The following is a 20,043-nucleotide window of genomic DNA, read 5'->3' as shown; positions in this document are numbered from 1 at the left end:
ATGAAAGCAAAGGTCACAAGCGACACGCCAGCATAGAGTAATGAATTGACTACAATGAGCTAAGCTGAGTTTTGGGCACTCGCAGCCTCACCTTCGTGCCCGCGCCCAGCGCCGTCTCCACGACGAGCCCATAGCCGTCGCCGTAGATCTGGCGCATCCTCAGGTCCACGTTCGCCAGCCCGATGCCGCTCCCCTCGCGGGCCGGGTCCTCGTCCAGCATCCGCCGCGCGCACTCCGGGTCCATTCCGGCGCCGTCGTCCTCGACCGTGATGTGCGCCTCCGGGCCCGCGTCGCGCACCACGACCCGCACCTCGCCGCCGCCGCCGCGGCCGCGCATGCCGTGCTTGATGGCGTTCTCGACGAGCGGCTGCAGGCACAGGAACGGCACGGGGACGGGCAGCACCTCGGGCGCCACCTGCATGCTGAAACGCAGCTTGTCGCCGAATCTGGCACGTTCCAGCAACAGGTAGCGGTCGACGCACGTCAGCTCGTCGGCCAGGGTCGTGAAGTCGTGGGCCCTGCGCAGCGCGTACCGGGAGAAGTCGGCGAAGTCGAGCAGGAGCTCGCGGGCGCGCTTGGGGTTCGTGCGGACGAACGAGGCGATCGTGGTGAGCGCGTTGTAGACGAAGTGGGGCGAGATCTGCGCCCGCAGCGCGCGCATCTCGGCCTCCAGGGCGCGCCGCCGCGAGGCGTCCAGGTCGGCCAGTTCGAGCTGACCCGACACCCAGCGGGCGACCTCGGTGACGGTACGCACGAGCCCGGCGCTCACCTCGTCGTCGAACGCCGCCAGCGTCCCCACGACCGTGCCGTCCACGGTCAGCGGCACCACGACACCACCCTGCGGCTCCCCCGCGAACACCTGCGCCCGGCCCGCCGCCAGCACGGCGCGGGCGTAGGTGAGCACGTCGTCGGTACACGGCCCCTCCCAGGCCAGCGCGGCCTCGGTCGAGGTGATCGCGACGGCACGGGTGCCGAGCAACGTGTGCAGGTGCCGCACGGCCTTGCGGGCGGAGTCGCGGTTGAGCCCGCCGCGCAGGGCGGGGGCGGCCATCGCGGCGATGTGCAGCGTGGTGAATGTCGCCTCGTCAGACCTGCGGCCCTCCGGCGGCGCATGGCGGCGCCGCCGAGCCCGGGCAAGCCCGTAGCCGGCAATGAAAGACAGGGAAGACAGCGCCACGCATGCGGTGGTCAGCATGCGGGAAACCGTAGCCAAAAACAGAGCGTGTCCGAGGGAAAACCAAGAGTGAAGTCTAAGGGGGTCCCTCGCCGGGTTCTTCCTGGTAGGAGTAGCGCTGCTCGCGCCAGGGATCGGCGAGGTTGTGGTAGCCGCGCTCCTCCCAGAAGCCTCGGCGATCTTCGAGGAGGTATTCGATGCCGCGTACCCATTTGACGCTCTTCCACGCGTACAGGTGGGGGACGACGATCCGCAGCGGGAAGCCGCGGTCGGGGCTGAGCGGCTTCTCGTCGAGCTCCATGGCGAACAGCGTGTCGGAGGCGATGAAGTCGGACATGCGAAGGTTGGCGCTGTAGCCGTACTCGGCCCAGATCATCACGTGGCGCACGCCGGGGTCGGGCGGGGCGGCCTCGAGGATCGTGGCGGGGGTGACGCCGCGCCATTCGTTGCCCATGAGGGAGAACTTGGTCACGCAGTGGAAGTCGGCGATGCGCGTCGCGCGGGGCAGCCGCTCGAACTCGTTCCAGGTGAAGCGGTGCTCCGCGCCGGACGCGGTGGCGCCGAAGACCCGGAAGTCCCAGCTCTCCGGCTTGAACTGAGGCACCCTGCCGTAGTGGATCACGGGTCGGCCGCGCGGCACGTACTGGCCTGGAGGCAGCCGCGACTCCTCCACGATCACTCCCCTCACTGGACTCGCCGTCTTGGGCCATCCTGCCATCGGATCGTCCGCGCCTCGCGGGCGGGTGCGGTGCGGTGGGCTCCGAGGCCGCCGTACTCATGAGTAACTTGAGTACGTGACCCCATGCGGCGGCCGGCCGCCCGGCGGCACGATGAGCGCATGACGAAGCCCATTCAGCCCACGCAGACCACCGCGTTCTACGTCCAGGCGATCCTGTCGTTCGCCGTCTCGCTGTCCTCCGTGGTGATCGCCCTGATCTACCTGCCCGTCGAGGGGTGGGTCAGGGCGTTCCTGGGGCTCGGCCTGCTGTACGTCGTCACCTCGACGGTCACGCTGTGCAAGGTCGTACGCGATCGTCAGGAGCAGTCCGTGGTGACCAACCGGGTGGACCAGGCCAGGCTGGACAAACTGCTGGCCGAGCACGACCCGTTCAAGGTCAGCACCTGAGCCCCGTGCCGAGGCTCTCCGCGGATCAGGCGGTAAGGAGTTCGCCAAGTGACGGTCCACCGGGCCGGCCGGTCACGACCATGGGCCTGTGCGAAAGATCCTCGTCCTCCTGCTGCTCGTGGCCGGGTGCGGCAGCGTGCCCCCGGCCCCCGCTCCTCAGCCGGTCTCCGCGCCGACGCCCACTGCCACCACGGGCGTACAGGAGTCCTGGCGCATCACCAGGCGTGGCGCGGAGCACGAGATCGAGGGTTACGCCGACCAGGTGAGCGTCCTGCCGGGTGAGCGCTTCCAGCTGCGCGTCTCCACGACCGCGCCGCACTTTTCCGCCATCGCCTTCCGCATGGGCGCGAACCCGGCCAAGGTCTGGGAGTCGCCCGAGGTCAAGGGGGAACGGCAGGCGCCCATGAAGATCGTCGGCGGCACGGTGACCGCCGCGCACTGGCGCCCCTCGCTCGGCGTGGACACCACGGGCTGGCCGGAGGGCGCGTACCTGATCAGGCTCGACGCCTCCAGCGGGGCCCAGCGCTATGTCCCGATCACTGTGCGCTCGGCCTCCACCGCCGGCCGCGTGGTGATCGTGAACGCGGTCACGACCTGGCAGGCGTACAACCTGTGGGGCGGACGCAGCCTCTACCAGGGCCCCGGCGGGTTCGACGGCCGCTCCCGCGCCGTCACCTTCGACCGCCCGTACGACCACGACGGCGCCCGGCTCTTCCTGGACTTCGAGAAGGAAGCGCTGGCCGTGGCCGAGCAGAGCCACGTGCCCCTGGCGTACCTGACGAGCCTCGACATCAAGCCGGGCGTGCTCGACGGCGCCCGCGCGGTGGTGTCGCTGGGCCACGACGAGTACTGGTCGCCCGGCATGCGCGGCGTCGTCACCAAGGCCAGGGACAGCGGCACGAACCTCGCCTTCCTCGGCGCCAACGCCGTCTACTGGCGGATCGCGACGCACGGCAGGACGGTCGCCTGCGACAAGGAGCGGCTGTGCCGGCTCTGGCGGGACTCGGAGCCGGAGAGCGGGCTGGTGGGGCAGATGTACGACTGCTTCCCCGCCGAGGGCGTCTACCGGGTGACCCGGCCGAGCCACTGGATCTTCGCCGGCACCAAGGGCGGGAGCTTCCCCGGGATGGTCGGCGTGGAGGCCGACAAGGTGTCGCCGGGATCGCCGGGGAAGGTCCAGGTGCTGGCGGAGTCGCCGTACTCATGCGGCGGGCGGGCGACCGTCTCCCACAGCACCTACTACGTGGCGCCCAGCGGGGCGGGGGTGTTCGCGTCGGGGACGATGCGCTGGGTGTGCGCGATGCGGGGACGGCGGTGCGGCCACGGCGTGCCCGACCGCGCCGCCGCCTTCACCCGCCGCGCCACGACCAACCTCCTGACCCGCTTCGCCAAGGGCCCGGCAGGCGCCCCGTAGCAGCGGGCTCAGGACGAGTTTCCCCCCAGCAGGATCTCGCCCAGCGCACGCGTGATCTCGCGCTCGACGGGCTCCTTGGTCACGCCCAGGCCGGCCAGCGCCCGCACCACCGGTCCTTCCTCGAGTGACAGCACGCCCAGCAGCAGGTGCTCGGTGCCCACGAAGCTGTGCCCGAGCCGCAGCGCCTCGCGCAGCGTCAGCTCCAGCACCTTCCTGCTCTCCGCCGTGAACGGGACGGACTGGGGCGGGTTCCCCTCGCCAGGGCCGACCGCGGCCGTGACGGCGTCCCTGACGGCGTCGGGCGAGGCCCCGAGCGTCACCATGGCCTTGGCCGCCAGCCCGTCGGGCTCGCTCAGCAGGCCCAGCACCAGGTGCCCGACCTCGATGTGACCGTGCCCGGCCGCCCGCGCCTCCTTCTGCGCCTGCACGACGACGCCCCGGGCCCGCTGGGTGTAGCGCTCGTACGTGCGCAGGTCATCGGCCAGCGAGCCGCCCCCCTTGGGCACGAACCGCTTCTGCGCGGCCTGTTTGCTGACCCCCATGCTGTGCCCGATGTCGGTCCAGGACGCCCCGGACCGCCTGGCCTGGTCGACGAAGTGGCCGATCAGGTGGTCGGCCACTTCGCCGATGTGCTCGCCCAGCGACACGGCGTCGGCCAGCTCGTCGAGGGGGGCGCCCTCGGGATGACGGTTCTTGATCGCGGAAATGAGATCGTCGAGACGAACGATGTTGTCCATGCGTCAACCATAGGTTGACGACAGCCATATCGTCAACCCAAGGTTGACGATTGAGACTGCCAGGGAGAGTTGTCACATCCCAGCGATACTTGTCACCAAGACCGGGTTGGCGGTGGCGCCGGGAGGCGGATCGGTGACGAGCGGTCTACTCGCTGGGTGGCCGGTGCCCCGTGTGATCACCCAGCGGGTGCGGCGGGACGGGCGTGGCCCAGGAGCGCACCTGCTCGGCAAGGGCGGCGACATTCTCCGGGGGCGTGGTCTTGATGATGCCGTGTCCCAGGTTGAACACGAACGGCCCCCCGCTCAGGGCACGCAGGATGCGGTCTGTCTCGGCGGTGAGTGCCGGGCCGCCGGCGGCCAGGAGCTGGGGGTCGAGGTTGCCCTGCACGCAGCGGCCGAGGCCGCGCTGTAGATTTCGCGCGGCCCAGTCAAGGGGGACCGTGGCGTCCAGGCCGATGCAGTCCGCGCCGGTCGCCTCGGCGAAGCCGTCGTAGGCGAGCCCGGCGCCCCGGGGGAAGGCGATGACGGGAACGCCCGGGTACTTGTCCTTCAGCGCCGCGATGATGGCGGCGACCGGCTTGACGCACCAGCGTTCGAAGAGGGCGTCGGGGAGGATCCCGGCCCAGGTGTCGAACAACTGGACCGCTTCGGCGCCCGCCTCGATCTGGCGGCCCAGGAACTGGATGACAGCAGTCGTGAGCACGTCGATCAGGGGCTGGAACCCCTCCGGGTCGCTCAGGGCCCACTGCTTGACGACGGCGTGCTCTGACGAGCCGCCGCCGCGTCCTTCGACCATGTAGGTGGCGATGGTCCACGGCGCGCCGGCATACCCGATCAGTGTCACCTCGGGAGGCAGGGCACGGGTAAGCTGCCTGACCGTCTCGTAGACCGGGGCCAGTTCCTCATGGAGGCGGGAAACGCCCAGGAAGTCGGCTATGTCCGCTGTCGAGCGGACGGGAGGCGTCAGTACCGGCCCGTCGCCGGCGCGGTAGTCCAAGGTCTGGCCGAGCGCGGCGGCAACCTGCGGAAGGTCCGCGAAGACAATGGCGGCATCGAGCGGGAAGCGGCGGATTGGCTGCAGGGTGACCTCGACGGCGTGCTCGGGCGAGTTGCAGAGCCCGACCATGCCGCCGGCGGCCTCGCGGACCCGGTGGTACTCGGGCAGGTAGCGTCCGGCCTGCCGCATCAGCCAGATCGGCGGCCGCTCGGTACGCTCGCCCGCGAGCGCGCGCAGGAGCAGCTTCCTGGGCCGGGCGCTGCCGGACGCCGGCTTCGGACTGATTTCTTCCTGTGTGCCGATGTCCACGCTGCTCCGTCCTGTTGAACTGCCCCGGGCTTCGAGGCGGTCCGGTGAGCAGGCCCCAACCCCGGTAAGGAGGGCGTTGTCATCGTAGCGGCGCCTGGTCCAGGGCTGCCCGGCAGGCGTCGGAACCGTGCCGGATCCGTCCCGTGCACGCCAATGACGAATGGCCGGACAGCTGAAAAATGGCCGGCTGGCCTGCAAGGTCAAACTGACTGTGACCCCTGGTTGTGCAGGCCGCCGTGCGTGGCCGGAGCGGGTAGGGGACCTTCTGCGTCCAGGAGGTCACAGCAATGCGAGAGAACCTCGCTTGTGTTACCCCCGGGAAGAAGTGACAGATACCGCTGGGCAAGGGGGTGCCGAAGGCCTGTACGCGATGGATGCTCAGTGACAGTTGCCGCTGGGAGTCACAACGATCCGCGGGATGCCAGCTCGACGGCCGCGCGCCACCGCTCGTAGCCGGCGTCGTCCCGGTCGCCGGGCACGAAGCGCCGCCCGAGCTGCCAGGTCTTGCGCAGGTCGGACTTCGACCCCCACACCCCGGAACCCAGTCCGGCCAGGAAGGCCGCGCCGAGCCCCGTGGTCTCCAGGACGGCCGGGCGCTCCACCGTCGTGCCGAGCTGGTCCGCCTGGAGCTGCATGAGCAGGTCGTTCATGCTGGCCCCGCCGTCGGCCTTGAGCACCGGCACGACGCCCCCGGTCATCGCCTCCACCACGTCCCGCACCTCGAACGCGATCGCCTCCAGCGTGGCCCTGACCAGGTGGGCCCGCGTGGTGCCGCGCGTGATGCCGGTGATCAGCCCGCGCGCGTGGGGATCCCAGTGCGGCGCCCCCAGCCCCGTCAGAGCCGGCACGAACACCACGCCCCCACTGTCGGGCACGGTCCGCGCCAGGGCCTCCGACTCCGACGCCGTGCCGATCAGCCCCAGCCCGTCGCGCAGCCACTGCACGGCCGCCCCCGTCACGAAGATCGACCCCTCCAGCGCGAACGTGCGCTCGCCCGACGGCGTCTGCCAGGCCACGGTGGTCAGCAGCCCCGCGTCGGACCTGACGATCTCCCCGCCGAGGTTGGCCAGCACGAACGACCCCGTGCCGTAGGTGCACTTCACGTCACCCACGTCGAAGCACATCTGCCCGAACAGGGCCGCCTGCTGGTCGCCGGCCACCCCGCTGATCGGCAACTCCAGCCCGAGGAAGGCCGACGGCTCGGTGTGGCCGAGCGGCCCGTAGTTGGGCACGATCTCGGGCAGGGCGTGCTCGGGCACCCCGAACAGCTCGCACAGCTCGGGCTCCCAGTCGCCGGACGCCAGGCCGTACAGGAGGGTGCGCGAGGCGTTGGACGGATCGGTCACGTGCAGCGCGCCCGCCGTGAGCCTGGCGATGAGGTAGGAGTCCACCGTCCCGACGGCGACGTTGCCGGTCTCGACGCCCTCCCACACGCCCTCCTCGTGCTCGGCCAGCCAGGCGAGCTTGCTGGCCGTGAAGTACGGGTCGAGCCGCAGCCCGGTCAGCTCCGACACGCGCTGCTCGTGACCGGCCTCGCGCAGCCGCCCGCAGATCTCCGCGGTGCGCCGGTCCTGCCAGACGATGGCCCGGCTGGGCGCGGCAAGCGTGCGCCGGTCCCAGAGGACGGCGGTCTCGCGCTGTGTGGCGAGCCCGACGCAGGACGGCGAGCCGGAGGCCCTGCTCAGTGCCGAACTGCACGCGGACAGCGTGGCCTGCCAGATGTCCTCGGGATTGTGTTCGACCCAGCCGGGCGAGGGAAAATGTTGCCTGAACTCCTCGTAGCCCATGGACTCGATTTGCCCGTTTTCAGTGACAACGAGCGCAGTCACCCCCGTTGTCCCGGCATCGATGGCCAACACACTCACGAAATCTCCTCGCAATCGATGTTTATGTCGCGGAGCTAAGCGTTTGGTCTAGACCACTGCCCGTGACGGCGGGCAGAATGCGAGTCTGACATTTAAGGTGACCCCCGTCGGGAGGAACCCGCCATGCGTATTGGAGTGCTCACCGGGGGCGGCGACTGCCCCGGTCTCAACGCCGTGATCAGGGCGGTAGTGCGTAAGGGAGTGAGCGTCTACGGTCACGAGTTCGCCGGCTTCCGTGACGGCTGGCGCGGCCCGCTTGAAGGCGACACGATGCCGCTCGACATCCAGGCCGTCCGCGGCATCCTGCCACGCGGCGGCACCATACTCGGCTCCTCCCGAACGAACCCGATAAAGATCGAGGGCGGGGTCGACCGCATCAAGGAGAACCTCGCCGCCACCAGTGTCGATGCCTTGATCGCCATCGGCGGCGAAGACACGCTGGGCGTCGCCAAGCAGCTGTACGACCGTGGCGTCAACGTGGTGGGTGTACCCAAGACCATCGACAACGACCTGTCGGGCACCGACTACACCTTCGGCTTCGACACCGCCGTCAACATCGCGATGGAGGCCATCGACCGCCTCCACACCACCGCGGAGTCCCACCACAGGGCGCTCATCTGCGAGGTCATGGGCCGCCACGCGGGCTGGATCGCGCTGCACGCGGGCATGGCGGGCGGCGCCAACGTCATCCTCATCCCGGAGCGGCCGTTCGACATCGACCGGGTCTGCGAATACGTCGAGTCCCGCTTCCGCACCCGTTACTCACCGATCATCGTCGTCGCCGAGGGCGCCCACCCGATCGAGGGGCAGATGGAGCTGCAGACGGGCGAGCTCGACGCGTTCGGCCACGTCAGGCTGGGCGGCATCGGCGAGAGGCTGGCCAAGGAGATCGAGAAGCGCACCGGCAAGGAGGCCCGCACCACGGTGCTCGGCCACATCCAGCGCGGCGGCACTCCGACGGCGTACGACCGGGTGCTGGCCACCAGGTTCGGGCTGCAGGCCATCGACGCGGCCCACGAGGGCGACTACGGCAAGATGGTCGCGCTGCGCGGCACCGACATCGTCCGCGTCGGGCTCGACGAGGCCACGGCCGAGCTGAAGACCGTGCCCGTCTCGCGTTACTCCGAGGCGGAGGTGTTCTTCGGCTAGCTGAAAGCGGCTTGCAAGCGCGCGGCCGTACCTTCTGAACCAGCGGGGTTACCGCGCAGCAACCCCCCTCGGGGTACGGCTTGCGCCGCGGCTAGTCGGCGGCCCACTACGCGCCGCAAGCCGTACCTAGGAGATGGCTCAACCGCGGGGCGTGCCGAAGAGATCCACTTCCGGCGCGCCCTCGTCGTTGTCGCGCAGCCGCGCCTTGAACGCCGCCTCGCTGCGGAGTTCCTTCTCCGAGGGCGACAGGATGATGGTGAGCAGCAGGCCCACGGTGATCACGCTGATGCCGACGATCAGCGGCAGGAGAAGGTCGATCGCCCTGGCCCCGGAGATGGGCTCCAGCTCCGGGTGCGTGGTCACCGACATCGAGTACATCCCCGTGTAATGCATGCCCGAGACCGCCACGCCCATGACCAGCGCCGCACCGCCGATCTTGAGCGCGCCCCTGACCCGCAGCGTGAACCAGAGCGACACGGTCGCCGCCGCGATCGCGATCAGGACGGAGAGGGAGACGATCACCGGGTCGTAGGAGACGTGGGCGGACATGTTCATCGCGGCCATGCCGAGGTAGTGCATGCTCGCCACGCCGCATCCGGTCAGGACGCCGCCGCCGAGCAGGAACCCCAGTCGCTCGCCGCCATAAGAGGCGAGGAACAGCCCCATCCCCACGACCACGACCGCGATGAACGCGGACAGAACGGTGAGGGGGACGTCGTAGCGGATCACCGAACCGGCCACAGAGAAGCCCAGCATGGCGATGAAGTGCATGGTCCAGATGCCCGTGCCGCCTATCGCGAGGGCCGCCCCGACCAGCCAGAATCTGCCCTCGCGCCCGCCGGCCAGGCGGGCTCTCGAGGTCAGCAGCAATCCCAGCATGGAGCCCACGCTGGACATGATGTACGCGAGAACGGGCGTTAAAAGCCCAAAAGAGAAATGATCGATCGGCGACATGACCCCCACCCATCCCTTACGCACCGATAAGGGAGTATGAACAGGGAGTTGTCGCCCGCGCAACTACCTTCTTCTGCGTGCCTGCATGGGCTGGCGCGGCTGGGGCATCGGCGCGACCGGCGCGGGATAGGCGAGCTGCTGCTCCTGCTGGGCCGTACGACGGCGCAGCTCCAGCTTGGCCACCAGCTCCGCGTCCTCGTGCAGCTCCTCCTCCGACGGCGAGAGGATCACCATGAGCAGCATGGTCAGCGTGATCAGGCTGATCACGGTCATGAGGGGCACGAGGAAGTCGAGCGCGTCGGCGCCGGAGACCATGCCGGGCTCGGCGTCGACCGTGACATGCATCGCGTACATGCCGGTGTAGTGCATACCCGACACGGCGACGCCCATGACGAGGGCGGCGAGGGTGATCCAGATGGTCTTCTTGACCCGGAGCGTGAACCACAGCGCCACTGTCGCGGCCACCACCGCGATGACGACGGAGGCGGCCACGGTGATGCGGTCATAGGAGACGTGGGCGGACATGTTCATCGCGTACATGCCGAGGTAGTGCATGGAGGCCACGCCGAGCCCCGTCAGCAGGCCGCCGCCGAGCAGCGCCAGGACCCGGCCGCCACCGTACGAGACCAGCAGCAGGCCGGTGCCCACGACCACGATGGCCACCAGCGCCGAGGCCGCGGTGAGCCACACGTCGTACTTGATCTGGGTGCCCTGCACCTGGAAACCCATCATGCCGATGAAGTGCATGACCCAGATGCCGGTGCCGCCGATCGAGATGGCCGCGCCGAGCAGCCAGCGCACCCGGGCACCGCCGCGCGAGGCGTGCGCCTGTGCGGTGAGCCGCAATCCGAGCATCGAGCCGATGCACGACATCACGTAGGCGAGCAAGGGCGTCAGCAGACCGTAGGTGAAATGATTAACAGCGGTGGTCATCTATCGGTTCCTTGGTATTAGGGGTCCCCGGATTGTTTCATCCGACATGTCCCATTCGCATGGATACCACGACTATCTGTCAACCCTCCCAGTCGGAAAACATGAGAGGGACTCATGGCTATCGAGGGGCCGTTCTGGCGCGCGATCGCGGTCTTCCGCATCGCGTCGCTCGTGTACGCGGCCGCGCTGATGGCCCAGTACCGCGGCTACGAGCACCCGGCGCTGGGCTGGCTGGTCATCGGCGTGATGGCGCTGTGGACGGCGGGGGCGACGTTCGCCTACTCGGCCGAGTCCCTGCGCCGGTGGCCGCTGCTGGCGATCGACCTGCTGGTGACGATGGCCTGCCTGCTGGCCTCCCCGTACGTCGAAGGCGCCAGCCAGGGCGCGCAGGGCACCATGCCCGTCCCCGCCACCTGGGTGGCCGGTCCCGTGCTGGCCTGGGCCGTGCACGGGGGCAGGCGGCTGGGCGCGGTGGCGGCGGCCGTCGTCGCGACGGGCGACCTGTGGCTGCGCGTCCGCACCCATGAGGCGCCCATCCTGATCAACGGCGCCGTCCTGCTCTTCCTGTCGGGCGTCGTGGTCGGCCACGTGGCCCGCCTGGCCAGGCAGGCCGAGGAACGCATGCAGCGGGCCATCGAGATGGAGGCCGCCCAGCGCGAGCGCGACCGGCTGGCCCGCGACATCCACGACTCGGTCTTACAGGTCCTGGCTCTGGTTCAGCGGCGAGGGCGGCAGATCGGCGGCGAGGCGGCCGAGCTGGGACGCCTGGCGGGCGAGCAGGAGGCCGCCCTGCGCGATCTCATCACGGCCGGCCCGCCGGCTTCGGGCGCGACGGACCTGCGCTCCCTCCTGCTGCGGTACGGCTCGCCCGAGGTCACGGTGTCCACCCCGGCGGCCCCGCTGGTGCTGCCGGCCGCGGTGGCTCAGGAGACCGCGGCGGCGGTCGGCGCGGCCCTGGACAACGTCCGCGCCCACTGCGGCCCGGGGGCCCGGGCCTGGGTGCTGGTGGAGTCCGGCGACGGCACGGTGACCGTCAGCATCAGGGACGACGGGCCGGGCATCCCGGACGGGCGCCTGGACGAGGCGCTCGCCGACGGCCGCATGGGCGTCTCCCGGTCCATCCGGGGGCGCGTGGCCGAACTGGGGGGCGAGGTCTCGATCGTGAGCGTCCCCGGTCAGGGCACCGAGGTCGAGATCACCCTCCCCGCCTGACCTCCGCCCGCGCCGGGACACCGCCTTGGAGCGTCGCCGGGTCCGGCGCCCGCCGTCCGTGCGCCTGCCGTCCGTGCACGCGCCGTCCGTGCACGCGCCGCCCGTGCACGCGCCGCCCGCGCATGTGCCGCCTGGCCGCGTGCTGTCTGCGCGTGCGCCGCCCGCGTGCGCTGCTTGTGCGCGCTGCTTGTGCGGGTGCGGCTCTTGGACGGGTCGTCTGTGCATGCGCCGCCCATTCACGTTGGCCGCCGTGCGAGCGTTCAGCCGTGCAGCGCCGGCCAACGGGGGGGACTCGGGCCACGCGCAGCACGCCGGGTACGCGCACTCGGGCCCACGCGGCCCCCGCTCGCGGGAATGGGGCGGCGGGGCGGGACGAGGGGACGCGGTTAGAGTTGCGGCATGGTGCGGGTGATGGTGGTGGACGACCACCCCATGTGGCGTGACGGCGTCGCCCGGGATCTCACCGAGGCCGGCTACGAGGTCGTGGCCGCCGTAGGCGAGGGGCGGCAGGCCGTGCGGGCGGCCGGGGCGGTGCGGCCGGACGTCGTGGTGCTCGACCTGCAGCTACCGGACATGCCGGGCCCGGAGGTGGCCGCCAGGCTCGCTTCGGTCGAGCCGCCGCCCAGGGTGCTGGTGCTGTCGGCCAGCGCCGGGCAGGACGACGTGCTGGAGGCCGTCAAGGCAGGCGCGTCCGGATATCTGGTGAAGTCGGCCAGCCGGGAGGAGTTCCTCGACGCGGTACGCCGTACCGCCGACGGCGACGCCGTCTTCACCCCAGGCCTGGCCGGGCTCGTGCTCGGCGAATACCGGCGGCTGGCCGCGCGGTCCGCGCCCGCCGAAGGGCCGAGGCTGACCGAGCGCGAGACCGAGGTGCTCAGGCTGGTCGCCAAGGGCCTGACCTACAAGCAGATCGCCGAGCGGCTCGTGCTCTCCCACCGCACGGTCCAGAACCACGTCCAGAACACCTTGGGCAAGCTCCAGTTGCACAACCGGGTGGAGCTGGTGCGATATGCGATCGAGCGGGGACTCGACGCGGACTAAACTCAATGGGTCGCGACGTTGGCATCAACGCGCGCAATTCCCCGTCTTCCCGGAGGTTCCACCATGACGATGTCCGCCCTGGGCGAGCCGTGCGTTCTGCTCAAGCTGGGCGAGATCGTCCTGAAGGGCAAGAACCGCGAGCTGTTCGAACGCCGTCTGATCAGCAACATCCGTGACGCGCTCCATTCGCTCGACCTCAAGGTCGACGTGCGCAAGCGGCACGGCGTGATCGCGATCTTCCTGCCTCAGGGCACCACAGCCGAGCAGGCGGACGCCGTGGCCCAGCGGGTCGCCGACGTACCGGGGCTGGTCTGGATCCACCGGGCCTGGCGGGTCGCCAAGGACCCCGACGCGGTGCTGAAGGCCGGTCTGGAGCTCGTGGGTGAGAGCGAGGAGGCCAGGCGGGGCGCCCGCTTCGCGGTCCGCTCCCGCCGCCGCGACAAGCGCTTCCCGCTGCGCTCCAACGAGCTCGACCGGCTCGTGGGCGGCGCGATCAACGACGAGTACGGCCTGCCGGTCGATCTCAAGAACCCCGAGCTCACGGTGTTCATCGAGGTCGACAGGGACGAGGTGTTCATCTTCACCGGCGGCATCCCCGGTCAGGGCGGCCTGCCGGTCGGCAGCAGCGGCCGGGCCCTGGTGCTCATGTCGGGCGGCATCGACTCGCCTGTGGCGGCGTACCGGATGATGCGGCGCGGCCTGCACGTCGACTTCCTGCACTTCTCCGGCATCCCGTTCACCACCTCGGAGTCGATCTACAAGGCGTACGCGCTGGTCAAGAAGCTCGACAGGTTCCAGGGCAGGTCGCGGCTGTGGGTGGTGCCGTTCGGCAAGGCGCAGCAGTCGATCCGCACCTCGGGGCAGGACCGCCTGGCGGTGATCGCGCAGCGGCGGCTCATGCTCAAGACGGCCGAGGAGGTCGCCCACCGCATCCACGCCTCGGCGCTGATCACCGGCGACGCGCTCGGCCAGGTCTCCTCCCAGACCCTGGCCAACATCACCGCCCAGGACAACGCGGTGGACATGCCGATCCTGCGCCCCCTGGTGGGCTGGGACAAGACCGAGATCATGGCCGAGGCGCGGCGCATCGGCACGCTGGAGATCTCCGAGCTGCCCGACGAGGACTGCTGCACCCTCCTGGCGCCCAAGCGGGCGGAGACGCGGGCCAAGATCGAGGACCTGAAGCTGATCGAGAAGCGGCTCGACGCCGAGGAGCTGTGCGTGCAGCTCGCCGACTCGATCCAGGAGTACACGCTGGACTGAGCCGGGCCTCAGAGCCGCGAGGAAGTCACATGATCAGCACGCAGGCCGGGCGTTCGACCTCGTACGCCTGCCCGGAAGGCTGGGGAACGCCGTCTTTCAGGTCGAAGACGGTGACGGCGTCCGACTGCTGGTTCGCGACGTACATGGTGGTGCCGTCGAGGGCGAAATGCCTGGGCCAGTGGCCGCCCGACGACACCTCGGCCACCGGCGAGAGGTCCGCGGCGCGCAGCACCGAGATCGTGTCGGGGCCGCGGTTGGCGACGTACACGAGGTCGCCCTCGATCTGGAGGTGGGACGGATAGTTCTCGCCCTCCTCGCGTGAGGCGGGGGCGACGGTGCGGCGCTCGCCGTCGATGAGGGTGACGGTGCCGTTGAGCTCGCCCGCCACGTACAGGCGCGACCCGATGAACCCGAAGTGGCGCGGGCCCGTGCCCGGGTGGATCGGGATCGGCTCCAGGACGGTGCCGTCGTAGCGGTAGCGGCGGATCTCGTCGGTGCCGAGGTCGGAGACGTGCAGGATCCCGTCGTGGAAGACGGCCTGGTGAGCGTGCGGCCCCTCCTGGCGGTCCTTGTTCGGGCCGGAGCCCTTGTGGCGCAGCACGATCGGATCGCCCTCGAACGCGCCACGGGAGTCAAGGCGGTAGATGACGGCCGTGCCGTCGCCGTAGTTGGCCGCCGCCAGCACACTGCCTGTCGGGTCCACGGCGACGTGGCAGGGGCTGTCGCCCTCGCTCGGCCGCTCGTCCAGCAGGCTCAGGCTCCCCCCGGCCTGGAACGCGGTCAGCCAGCCGCGCTGGAGCTCGCCCGCCGCGTACAGCACCGGCAAGGTCGGATGAGCGGCCAGGAACGACGGCGACGCCACTCTGGTGAGCCCGCCGCCGAGCGTGAAAATGCCCGGGCCATATCCGCCTACGTAGACCTGCTTCACAACCGGGATCCTTTCATGGTTGACTATGGCAATGAGTTCGTTGACAGAGGCAAGAGTCTCTGAGATCAGAGCCTTCAATCGGTTCTATACGAAAGTGATCGGCGTTCTGCAGGCAGGCATGCTCGACTCGCCGTATTCGCTGGCCGAGGTGAGGGTGCTGTTCGAACTGGCGCATACCGCGCCGATGGAGACCGGAGAGCTGCGCGCCCAGCTCGACCTGGACGCGGGCTACCTCAGCAGGATCCTGACCCGGCTGGACGGCGACGGTCTGGTCTCGCGCGAGCGGTCCGCGTCCGACGCGCGCAAGCAGCTCGTACGGCTCACCGCCGCGGGCGCGGAGACGTTCCGGTCGCTCGACGGGCGCTCGGCCGAGGAGATCGAGCGGCTGCTGTCCAGGCTGCCGGACGAAGGCCAGGAGCGGCTGGTCACCAGCATGGCCACGATCAGGCAGGTGCTGGGGTCCGAGGGCGCACAGCGGGGGTACGTGATCAGGCCGCCGCGCACCGGCGACCTCGGCTGGGTCGCCTTCCGGCACGGCGACCTCTACGCCCGCGAGTACGGCTGGGGCACCGGCTTCGAGCAGCTCGTCGCCAGGATCGTCGGCGACCTGGACTTCTCGCGCGACGCGGGGTGGATCGCCGAGGTGAACGGGGAGCGGGCCGGGTGCGTGTTCTGCGTGCGCCAGGACGAGACGACGGCCAAGCTGCGGATGCTGCTGGTGGAGCCCTCCGCCCGGGGGCTCGGGATCGGGCGGAGGCTCGTGGACGAGTGCCTGCGGCACGCCAAGGCCGAGGGGTACAAGCGGATCACGCTGTGGACCCGCGACTGCCTGGTGAGCGCGCGGCGCATCTACCAGGCGGCCGGGTTCGAGCTGGAGTCGGAGGAGAAGGGGACGGAGAACGGGGTCGAGGTCACCGAGCAGATGTGGTCGCGCGACCTCCAGGCCACCAGTTGAGCGGGCCCGCCAGGCGCATCAGGCTCGGCACGAGCACCGCCCTGATCACGGTCGCGTCCACCAGCACGGCCACCGCCATGCCGACGCCCAGCATCTGCACGAACGTCACCTGCGCCGTGGCATAGGCGGCGAACGTGAGCGCCAGGATGCCGCCGGCGGCCGTGATCAGCGGCGCGCCCTTCTGCAGGCCGCCGGCCACGGCCTCCTCGGTGTCGCCCGTCCTGTCGTACTCCTCCTTGATGCGGGAGAGCAGGAACACCTCGTAGTCCATCGACAGGCCGTACGCGACGCAGAGCATCAGGATCGGGATGCTGGGGTCGAGCGTGCCCGTCGGGGTGAACCCGAGCAGGCCGGAGAGGTTGCCGTCCTGGAAGACCCAGACGATGGCCCCGAACATGACGCCCAGGCTGAGGACGTTCAGGAGCGACGCCTTGATCGGGATGATCAGGCTTCTGGTCATCCCGAACAGCACCAGGAACGTGACGCCGAGCATGAGGGCCAGCACCAGCGGGAGCCGGTCGACGACCGAGGCCCGGTAGTCGGCCAGCTCGGCCGGGTAGCCGCCGACGAGGACCTCGAAGGGCGGCTCGACGGCTCGTACGGCCTCCACCAGCCGCACGGGGTCGCCGGCGAGCGCCTCACCGGACGGGACCACGGAGAGCCAGGCGCCCTGGCCCTGGAACCTTCGCGGGTCGCCGTCGGCCACCCGCCGGCCTTCCGCGAACGAGCCGGCGGCTGAGTCGACCTGGGCGACCCCGGGCAGGCGGGACAGCGTCACGGCGTACTGCGAAACATCCCCCGCTGCCCGATCTTTCGAGATGATCTGGATGGCGTCGGTCTCTTCCGCGGGGAAGGACTGGCGGATGACCTCCTGGGTCTGCCGGGACGACGCCTCCGGGGGCAGAATGCGATCGTCCGCAACGCCGAAGCGCAGCCCCAGGAACGGGGAGGCGAGCAGCAGCAGCACGGCCGTGGCCAGCCCACCGGACACCAGCGGCCGGCGCATCACCCTGGTGGCCAGCGCGTGCCAGAACCGGGACTCCCGCTCGGGCCCGGCCCGCTTGGGCAGCATCGTGCCGCCGATCGAGGCGAGCACCGCGGGCAGCACGATCACCGCCGCGAACAGGCCGCCGATGACGACGGCGATGCCCGCGTACGCGAAGGATCGCAGGAAGTCGAACGGCAGCGCGAAGAGCACGGCCAGGGACGCGGCGACGGTGAGCCCGCTGAACAGCACGGTCCGCCCCGCGTGCTCGACCGCGCCGGCGACCGCGCCCGCCCGGCCGGCGCCGCGCCGCGTCTCCTCGCGGAAGCGCTGGATCACGAACAGGCAGTAGTCGATGCCGAGCCCGAGCCCCATGGCCAGGGTCAGGTTCAGGGCGAACGTTGAAATATCGGTGAATGGCAGGACGCCGCGCAGGAGCGCCAGCCCGATCACCATCGCGAGCACCCCGGCCAGGATCGGCACCAGGGCCGCCATGGCCCGCCGCTGGTAGAGCCAGAGCAGCACGAACGCCAGCGGGAAGATGACCAGCTCGGCCCGTACGAAGTCCTGCCTGGCCAGCGGCACGGTCTCCCGGAAGACCTCCTCCCCTCCCCCGGCCCGCACCTCGAGCAGGCCGGTGCCCTTGGTGATCTCGGGCACGAGCCTGGGCAGCACCTGCGCGCGCACGTGGTCGGCGTCCCCGGGGATGCGCACCACGATCAGCGCGTGCTTGCCGTCCTCGCTGCGCAGGGTGGCGGGCTTGCCGCGTGTCCAGTAGGAGGCGGACTCGGCGACGCCCTCCTGCCCGGCGACCCGCTCGGTCAGCTGCCTGCCCTCGGCCTCCACCGCGGGATCGTCCACGGTGCCGGACCTGACGGTCGCCAGGAAGATCATGTCGGGGCTGCCGGCGCCGAAACGCTGGACCAGCTCGGCCTGCGCCCGGTCGGACTCGCTCCCCGGCGCCTCGAACCTGGCCAGCGACAGCCGCGGCACCGCCCCCACCGCCAGCGCCGCGGCCGCGACGAGCACCACGGCGGCCAGCGCGAGCACGATCCTGCGGCGCCGTACGAGCAGGAATCCCAGCCTGCGCAGCGGCGGCCCGCCCGTCTCCTCCCGAGCCGGCCGGACCTGTGTGTTCACCGCCATGTTCGCCTCCCCCCGAGCAAAACCCGGTAAACTACTCGTGTTTTCATCACCGGACCAGAAATACAAGTAAATGCTCGCATTTGTCAACGAGGAGACCCATGCCTGAACGCACGGTCCGCCGTCAGGCGCGCGGCCTGAAGCGCATGGCGGAGATCCTCGACGCCGCCGAGTCGGTGATCGCCGAGGTGGGATATCCGGACATGACGACGAACAACGTCGCCGCGCGGGCGGGGATGTCGCCGGGGTCGCTGTATCAGTTCTTCCGCAACAAGGAGGAGATCCTGGACGGGCTGGTCGCGCGCTACACCGTCGACCGGCAGGAGTTCTGGGCCGCGCGGCTGGCCGCCGTCACCCCGGAGGTACCGCTGGAAGTGCTGGTGGGGCAGCTCGTGGACGAGAGCGTCAGGTTCAAGAACGCGTCACCGGCGTACTGGTCGCTGCTGTACGGGTCGGCGACGGGCGATCAGCTGGCCGCGGCGTCGCGGCGGCTCCACACCGACATCGCCCGTCAGGTCGCCGCCATGCTGCGCCGCCGCTCCCCCGATCTGCCGGAGGAGCGCGCGATGCTCATGGGGACGATGGCGGTGGCCATGGTGAAGGCGGTGATGCCGCTGGTCACCTCCGCGCCGCCCGAGCGCGGCGCGGAACTGGTGGACGAGCTGAAACTCGCGCTGGTGCGCTATCTGACCTGATCAGGCGCGGAACGGCCCCGCCACCTCGAACGTGTGACCCTCGGCGCGGCCGCGCCTGGCCGAGAGGTAGAGCCGCTCGCCGCCCGGCGAGAAGGCCAGCCCGGTCAGCTCCGCCCCGGCGTGCCCCTCCAGCCTGAGGAACGGCGTGACCGCGCGGTCGGGGGCGATGACGTCGATCTCCGTCGTCTCCCTGGCCACGTAGAGGTCGCCCGAGGGAGCGGCGGTGATGGCGCGCACGCCCTCGCACAGCCGGTCGAGCGTGGCGGCCTGCGTGTCGTAGGCCCACAGGGCCGTGTCGCCCTTGGTGGTGAAGTAGCACACGCCGCCCGCGTAGTGGCAGCCGTCGCCGCCGTCGAAGTGGCGGGCGTCCTCGACCTGGTGGCGGGCCGCCGTGAACAGGGCCGCCGGTGAGGGCACCGCCTCCCAGCGGCCCCCGCTGCACAGGACCTCCAGCGTGCCCTCCGTCAGGTCGCCCCAGTCGCCGGGCCTGAACCGGTAGAAGCAGCCGTCGGGCTCGTCCTCGGTCATGTAGATCACGTGCCGCTCCGGGTCGCAGGCGGCGGCCTCGTGTCTGAAGCGGCCCATCGCCAGGCGGGGGCGCGCGGCCCGCGCGCCGTAGGGGTCGCACTCGAAGACGCGGCCACGGTCGCCGAGCTCGCACGACAGCCAGGTGTGCCACGGCGTGGCGCCGCCCGCGCAGTTGAGGTCGGTGCCCGACAGGATGCGGTACGCGTCACCGATGGTGCCGTCCGGGCGGAAGCGCAGCGCCGAGGCTCCGCCGAGCAGCGGGAGCTCGGAGTTGGACACGTAGATCCAGCCGGCGCCGTCGGGGAAGCAGGCGCCGCCGTCGGGCGCCGCGTGCCAGGTCAGCCCGGCGACCTTGTGGCCTGAACGGGCCACCACCCTGCCGGTGAAGCCGGACGGCAGCACGAGACCGTCGGCGTCCGGCAGGCCGAGCGGACCATACGGGCTGGTGCCGCCCCGCCAGAGCGGGCCCGTGCGGAGGAGAGTCTTGTGGGACATCGTGGGGCCTCCCTCTAGGTGCCACGCTAGTCGACCGCACTGACATGAATGACAGGGACTCGCGACATCAAACTCTGCGCAAACCCCGGACTCCCTCCACGCAGTCATGCGGCTAACGCACGTACCCGAACCGGCGACCC

Annotated in this window: 18 protein-coding genes; 8 read left to right on the top strand and 10 right to left on the bottom strand. The window is 70.5% G+C overall.

The features are described from left to right. Positions 1 to 49: 49 nt before the first annotated feature. Together ACQPWU_RS18985 and ACQPWU_RS18980 are read right to left on the bottom strand one after the other, a co-directional pair. Entirely contained in the window at positions 50 to 1,195 is a 1,146-nt protein-coding gene (locus tag ACQPWU_RS18985; RefSeq protein WP_433441789.1) for a sensor histidine kinase, read from the bottom strand. Between the two features lie 55 nt (positions 1,196 to 1,250). Continuing rightward, positions 1,251 to 1,892 (bottom strand): molybdopterin-dependent oxidoreductase, encoded by a 642-nt coding sequence (locus ACQPWU_RS18980; protein WP_433441787.1) that lies wholly within the window; start codon positions 1,890 to 1,892, stop codon positions 1,251 to 1,253. A gap of 120 nt (positions 1,893 to 2,012) precedes the next feature. On the opposite strand from ACQPWU_RS18980, the gene ACQPWU_RS18975 reads away from it, so the two are divergent. Together ACQPWU_RS18975 and ACQPWU_RS18970 are read left to right on the top strand one after the other, a co-directional pair. Further along, positions 2,013 to 2,300: a YiaA/YiaB family inner membrane protein gene (locus tag ACQPWU_RS18975; RefSeq protein ID WP_360707293.1), complete on the top strand. Its 288-nt coding sequence runs from the start codon at positions 2,013 to 2,015 to the stop codon at positions 2,298 to 2,300. An 88-nt stretch (positions 2,301 to 2,388) separates the two neighbouring features. Beyond that, positions 2,389 to 3,714 (top strand): N,N-dimethylformamidase beta subunit family domain-containing protein, encoded by a 1,326-nt coding sequence (locus ACQPWU_RS18970; RefSeq protein WP_433441785.1) that lies wholly within the window; start codon positions 2,389 to 2,391, stop codon positions 3,712 to 3,714. Positions 3,715 to 3,722: 8 nt separating this feature from the next. Here the strand turns inward: ACQPWU_RS18970 and ACQPWU_RS18965 are convergent, their stop codons facing one another. The 3 genes from ACQPWU_RS18965 to ACQPWU_RS18955 all read right to left on the bottom strand — a co-directional run bounded on the left by ACQPWU_RS18965 (position 3,723) and on the right by ACQPWU_RS18955 (position 7,622). Beyond that, complete coding sequence (locus ACQPWU_RS18965; RefSeq protein WP_433441783.1) at positions 3,723 to 4,451, bottom strand: Clp protease N-terminal domain-containing protein; 729 nt, start codon at positions 4,449 to 4,451, stop codon at positions 3,723 to 3,725. A 145-nt stretch (positions 4,452 to 4,596) separates the two neighbouring features. Next, on the bottom strand, positions 4,597 to 5,757 hold the full coding sequence (gene hemE, locus ACQPWU_RS18960; protein WP_433441781.1) for a uroporphyrinogen decarboxylase: 1,161 nt from the start codon (positions 5,755 to 5,757) through the stop codon (positions 4,597 to 4,599). 401 nt (positions 5,758 to 6,158) lie between these two features. Then, a complete protein-coding gene (locus ACQPWU_RS18955; protein ID WP_433441779.1) occupies positions 6,159 to 7,622 on the bottom strand; it encodes an FGGY family carbohydrate kinase in 1,464 nt (487 codons plus the stop codon). A gap of 123 nt (positions 7,623 to 7,745) precedes the next feature. Here ACQPWU_RS18955 and ACQPWU_RS18950 point away from each other — a divergent pair, with 123 nt between their 5' ends. Beyond that, the gene (locus tag ACQPWU_RS18950) at positions 7,746 to 8,771 is read left to right on the top strand and encodes a 6-phosphofructokinase (protein WP_360707281.1); all 1,026 of its coding nucleotides are present in this window, start codon (positions 7,746 to 7,748) and stop codon (positions 8,769 to 8,771) included. A 138-nt stretch (positions 8,772 to 8,909) separates the two neighbouring features. On the opposite strand, the gene ACQPWU_RS18945 is transcribed toward ACQPWU_RS18950, so the two are convergent. Together ACQPWU_RS18945 and ACQPWU_RS18940 are read right to left on the bottom strand one after the other, a co-directional pair. Then, positions 8,910 to 9,650: an MHYT domain-containing protein gene (locus ACQPWU_RS18945; protein WP_433441777.1), complete on the bottom strand. Its 741-nt coding sequence runs from the start codon at positions 9,648 to 9,650 to the stop codon at positions 8,910 to 8,912. 138 nt (positions 9,651 to 9,788) lie between these two features. Beyond that, positions 9,789 to 10,658 (bottom strand): MHYT domain-containing protein, encoded by an 870-nt coding sequence (locus ACQPWU_RS18940; protein WP_433441775.1) that lies wholly within the window; start codon positions 10,656 to 10,658, stop codon positions 9,789 to 9,791. Between the two features lie 114 nt (positions 10,659 to 10,772). On the opposite strand from ACQPWU_RS18940, the gene macS reads away from it, so the two are divergent. The 3 genes from macS (at position 10,773) to thiI (ending at position 14,174) form a co-directional block, all read left to right on the top strand. Then, a complete protein-coding gene (macS, locus tag ACQPWU_RS18935) occupies positions 10,773 to 11,870 on the top strand; it encodes a MacS family sensor histidine kinase (protein WP_433441773.1) in 1,098 nt (365 codons plus the stop codon). A 399-nt stretch (positions 11,871 to 12,269) separates the two neighbouring features. Next, complete coding sequence (locus ACQPWU_RS18930) at positions 12,270 to 12,911, top strand: response regulator (RefSeq protein ID WP_433441771.1); 642 nt, start codon at positions 12,270 to 12,272, stop codon at positions 12,909 to 12,911. Positions 12,912 to 12,974: 63 nt separating this feature from the next. Beyond that, positions 12,975 to 14,174, top strand: coding sequence for a tRNA uracil 4-sulfurtransferase ThiI (gene thiI / locus ACQPWU_RS18925; RefSeq protein ID WP_433441769.1), 1,200 nt, complete (start codon positions 12,975 to 12,977; stop codon positions 14,172 to 14,174). A 25-nt stretch (positions 14,175 to 14,199) separates the two neighbouring features. Here thiI and ACQPWU_RS18920 read toward each other — a convergent pair whose 3' ends face one another. Next, positions 14,200 to 15,102, bottom strand: coding sequence for a lactonase family protein (locus ACQPWU_RS18920; protein ID WP_433441767.1), 903 nt, complete (start codon positions 15,100 to 15,102; stop codon positions 14,200 to 14,202). A gap of 94 nt (positions 15,103 to 15,196) precedes the next feature. On the opposite strand from ACQPWU_RS18920, the gene ACQPWU_RS18915 reads away from it, so the two are divergent. After that, positions 15,197 to 16,057, top strand: coding sequence for a bifunctional helix-turn-helix transcriptional regulator/GNAT family N-acetyltransferase (locus ACQPWU_RS18915; RefSeq protein ID WP_433441765.1), 861 nt, complete (start codon positions 15,197 to 15,199; stop codon positions 16,055 to 16,057). Here ACQPWU_RS18915 and ACQPWU_RS18910 read toward each other — a convergent pair. Continuing rightward, on the bottom strand, positions 16,014 to 18,188 hold the full coding sequence (locus ACQPWU_RS18910; protein ID WP_433441763.1) for an MMPL family transporter: 2,175 nt from the start codon (positions 18,186 to 18,188) through the stop codon (positions 16,014 to 16,016). The genes ACQPWU_RS18915 and ACQPWU_RS18910 overlap by 44 nt on opposite strands. Positions 18,189 to 18,286: 98 nt before the next feature. Between ACQPWU_RS18910 and ACQPWU_RS18905 the strand changes: the two genes are divergently transcribed. Further along, positions 18,287 to 18,880 (top strand): TetR/AcrR family transcriptional regulator, encoded by a 594-nt coding sequence (locus tag ACQPWU_RS18905; protein ID WP_433441761.1) that lies wholly within the window; start codon positions 18,287 to 18,289, stop codon positions 18,878 to 18,880. Here the strand turns inward: ACQPWU_RS18905 and ACQPWU_RS18900 are convergent, their stop codons facing one another. Next, entirely contained in the window at positions 18,881 to 19,903 is a 1,023-nt protein-coding gene (locus ACQPWU_RS18900) for an alkaline phosphatase PhoX (protein WP_433441759.1), read from the bottom strand. Between the last annotated feature and the right edge of the window lie 140 nt (positions 19,904 to 20,043).

This window comes from Nonomuraea sp. CA-141351 (assembly GCF_050944675.1).
GTDB lineage: Bacteria > Actinomycetota > Actinomycetes > Streptosporangiales > Streptosporangiaceae > Nonomuraea.
The sequence above is the reverse complement of the archived record's forward strand: the minus strand, read 5'-3'. Positions and strand labels throughout refer to the sequence as shown.

Coding starts and splice junctions, on each gene's coding strand:
- ACQPWU_RS18930 (WP_433441771.1), top strand. CDS start 12,270: ATGGTGCGGGTGATGGTGGTGGACGACCACCCCATGTGGCGTGACGGC.
- ACQPWU_RS18985 (WP_433441789.1), bottom strand. CDS start 1,195: ATGCTGACCACCGCATGCGTGGCGCTGTCTTCCCTGTCTTTCATTGCC.
- ACQPWU_RS18900 (WP_433441759.1), bottom strand. CDS start 19,903: ATGTCCCACAAGACTCTCCTCCGCACGGGCCCGCTCTGGCGGGGCGGC.
- ACQPWU_RS18940 (WP_433441775.1), bottom strand. CDS start 10,658: ATGACCACCGCTGTTAATCATTTCACCTACGGTCTGCTGACGCCCTTG.
- ACQPWU_RS18945 (WP_433441777.1), bottom strand. CDS start 9,650: ATGCTGGGATTGCTGCTGACCTCGAGAGCCCGCCTGGCCGGCGGGCGC.
- macS (WP_433441773.1), top strand. CDS start 10,773: ATGGCTATCGAGGGGCCGTTCTGGCGCGCGATCGCGGTCTTCCGCATC.
- ACQPWU_RS18910 (WP_433441763.1), bottom strand. CDS start 18,188: ATGGCGGTGAACACACAGGTCCGGCCGGCTCGGGAGGAGACGGGCGGG.
- ACQPWU_RS18975 (WP_360707293.1), top strand. CDS start 2,013: ATGACGAAGCCCATTCAGCCCACGCAGACCACCGCGTTCTACGTCCAG.
- ACQPWU_RS18950 (WP_360707281.1), top strand. CDS start 7,746: ATGCGTATTGGAGTGCTCACCGGGGGCGGCGACTGCCCCGGTCTCAAC.
- ACQPWU_RS18905 (WP_433441761.1), top strand. CDS start 18,287: ATGCCTGAACGCACGGTCCGCCGTCAGGCGCGCGGCCTGAAGCGCATG.
- thiI (WP_433441769.1), top strand. CDS start 12,975: ATGACGATGTCCGCCCTGGGCGAGCCGTGCGTTCTGCTCAAGCTGGGC.
- ACQPWU_RS18965 (WP_433441783.1), bottom strand. CDS start 4,451: ATGGACAACATCGTTCGTCTCGACGATCTCATTTCCGCGATCAAGAAC.
- ACQPWU_RS18980 (WP_433441787.1), bottom strand. CDS start 1,892: ATGGCAGGATGGCCCAAGACGGCGAGTCCAGTGAGGGGAGTGATCGTG.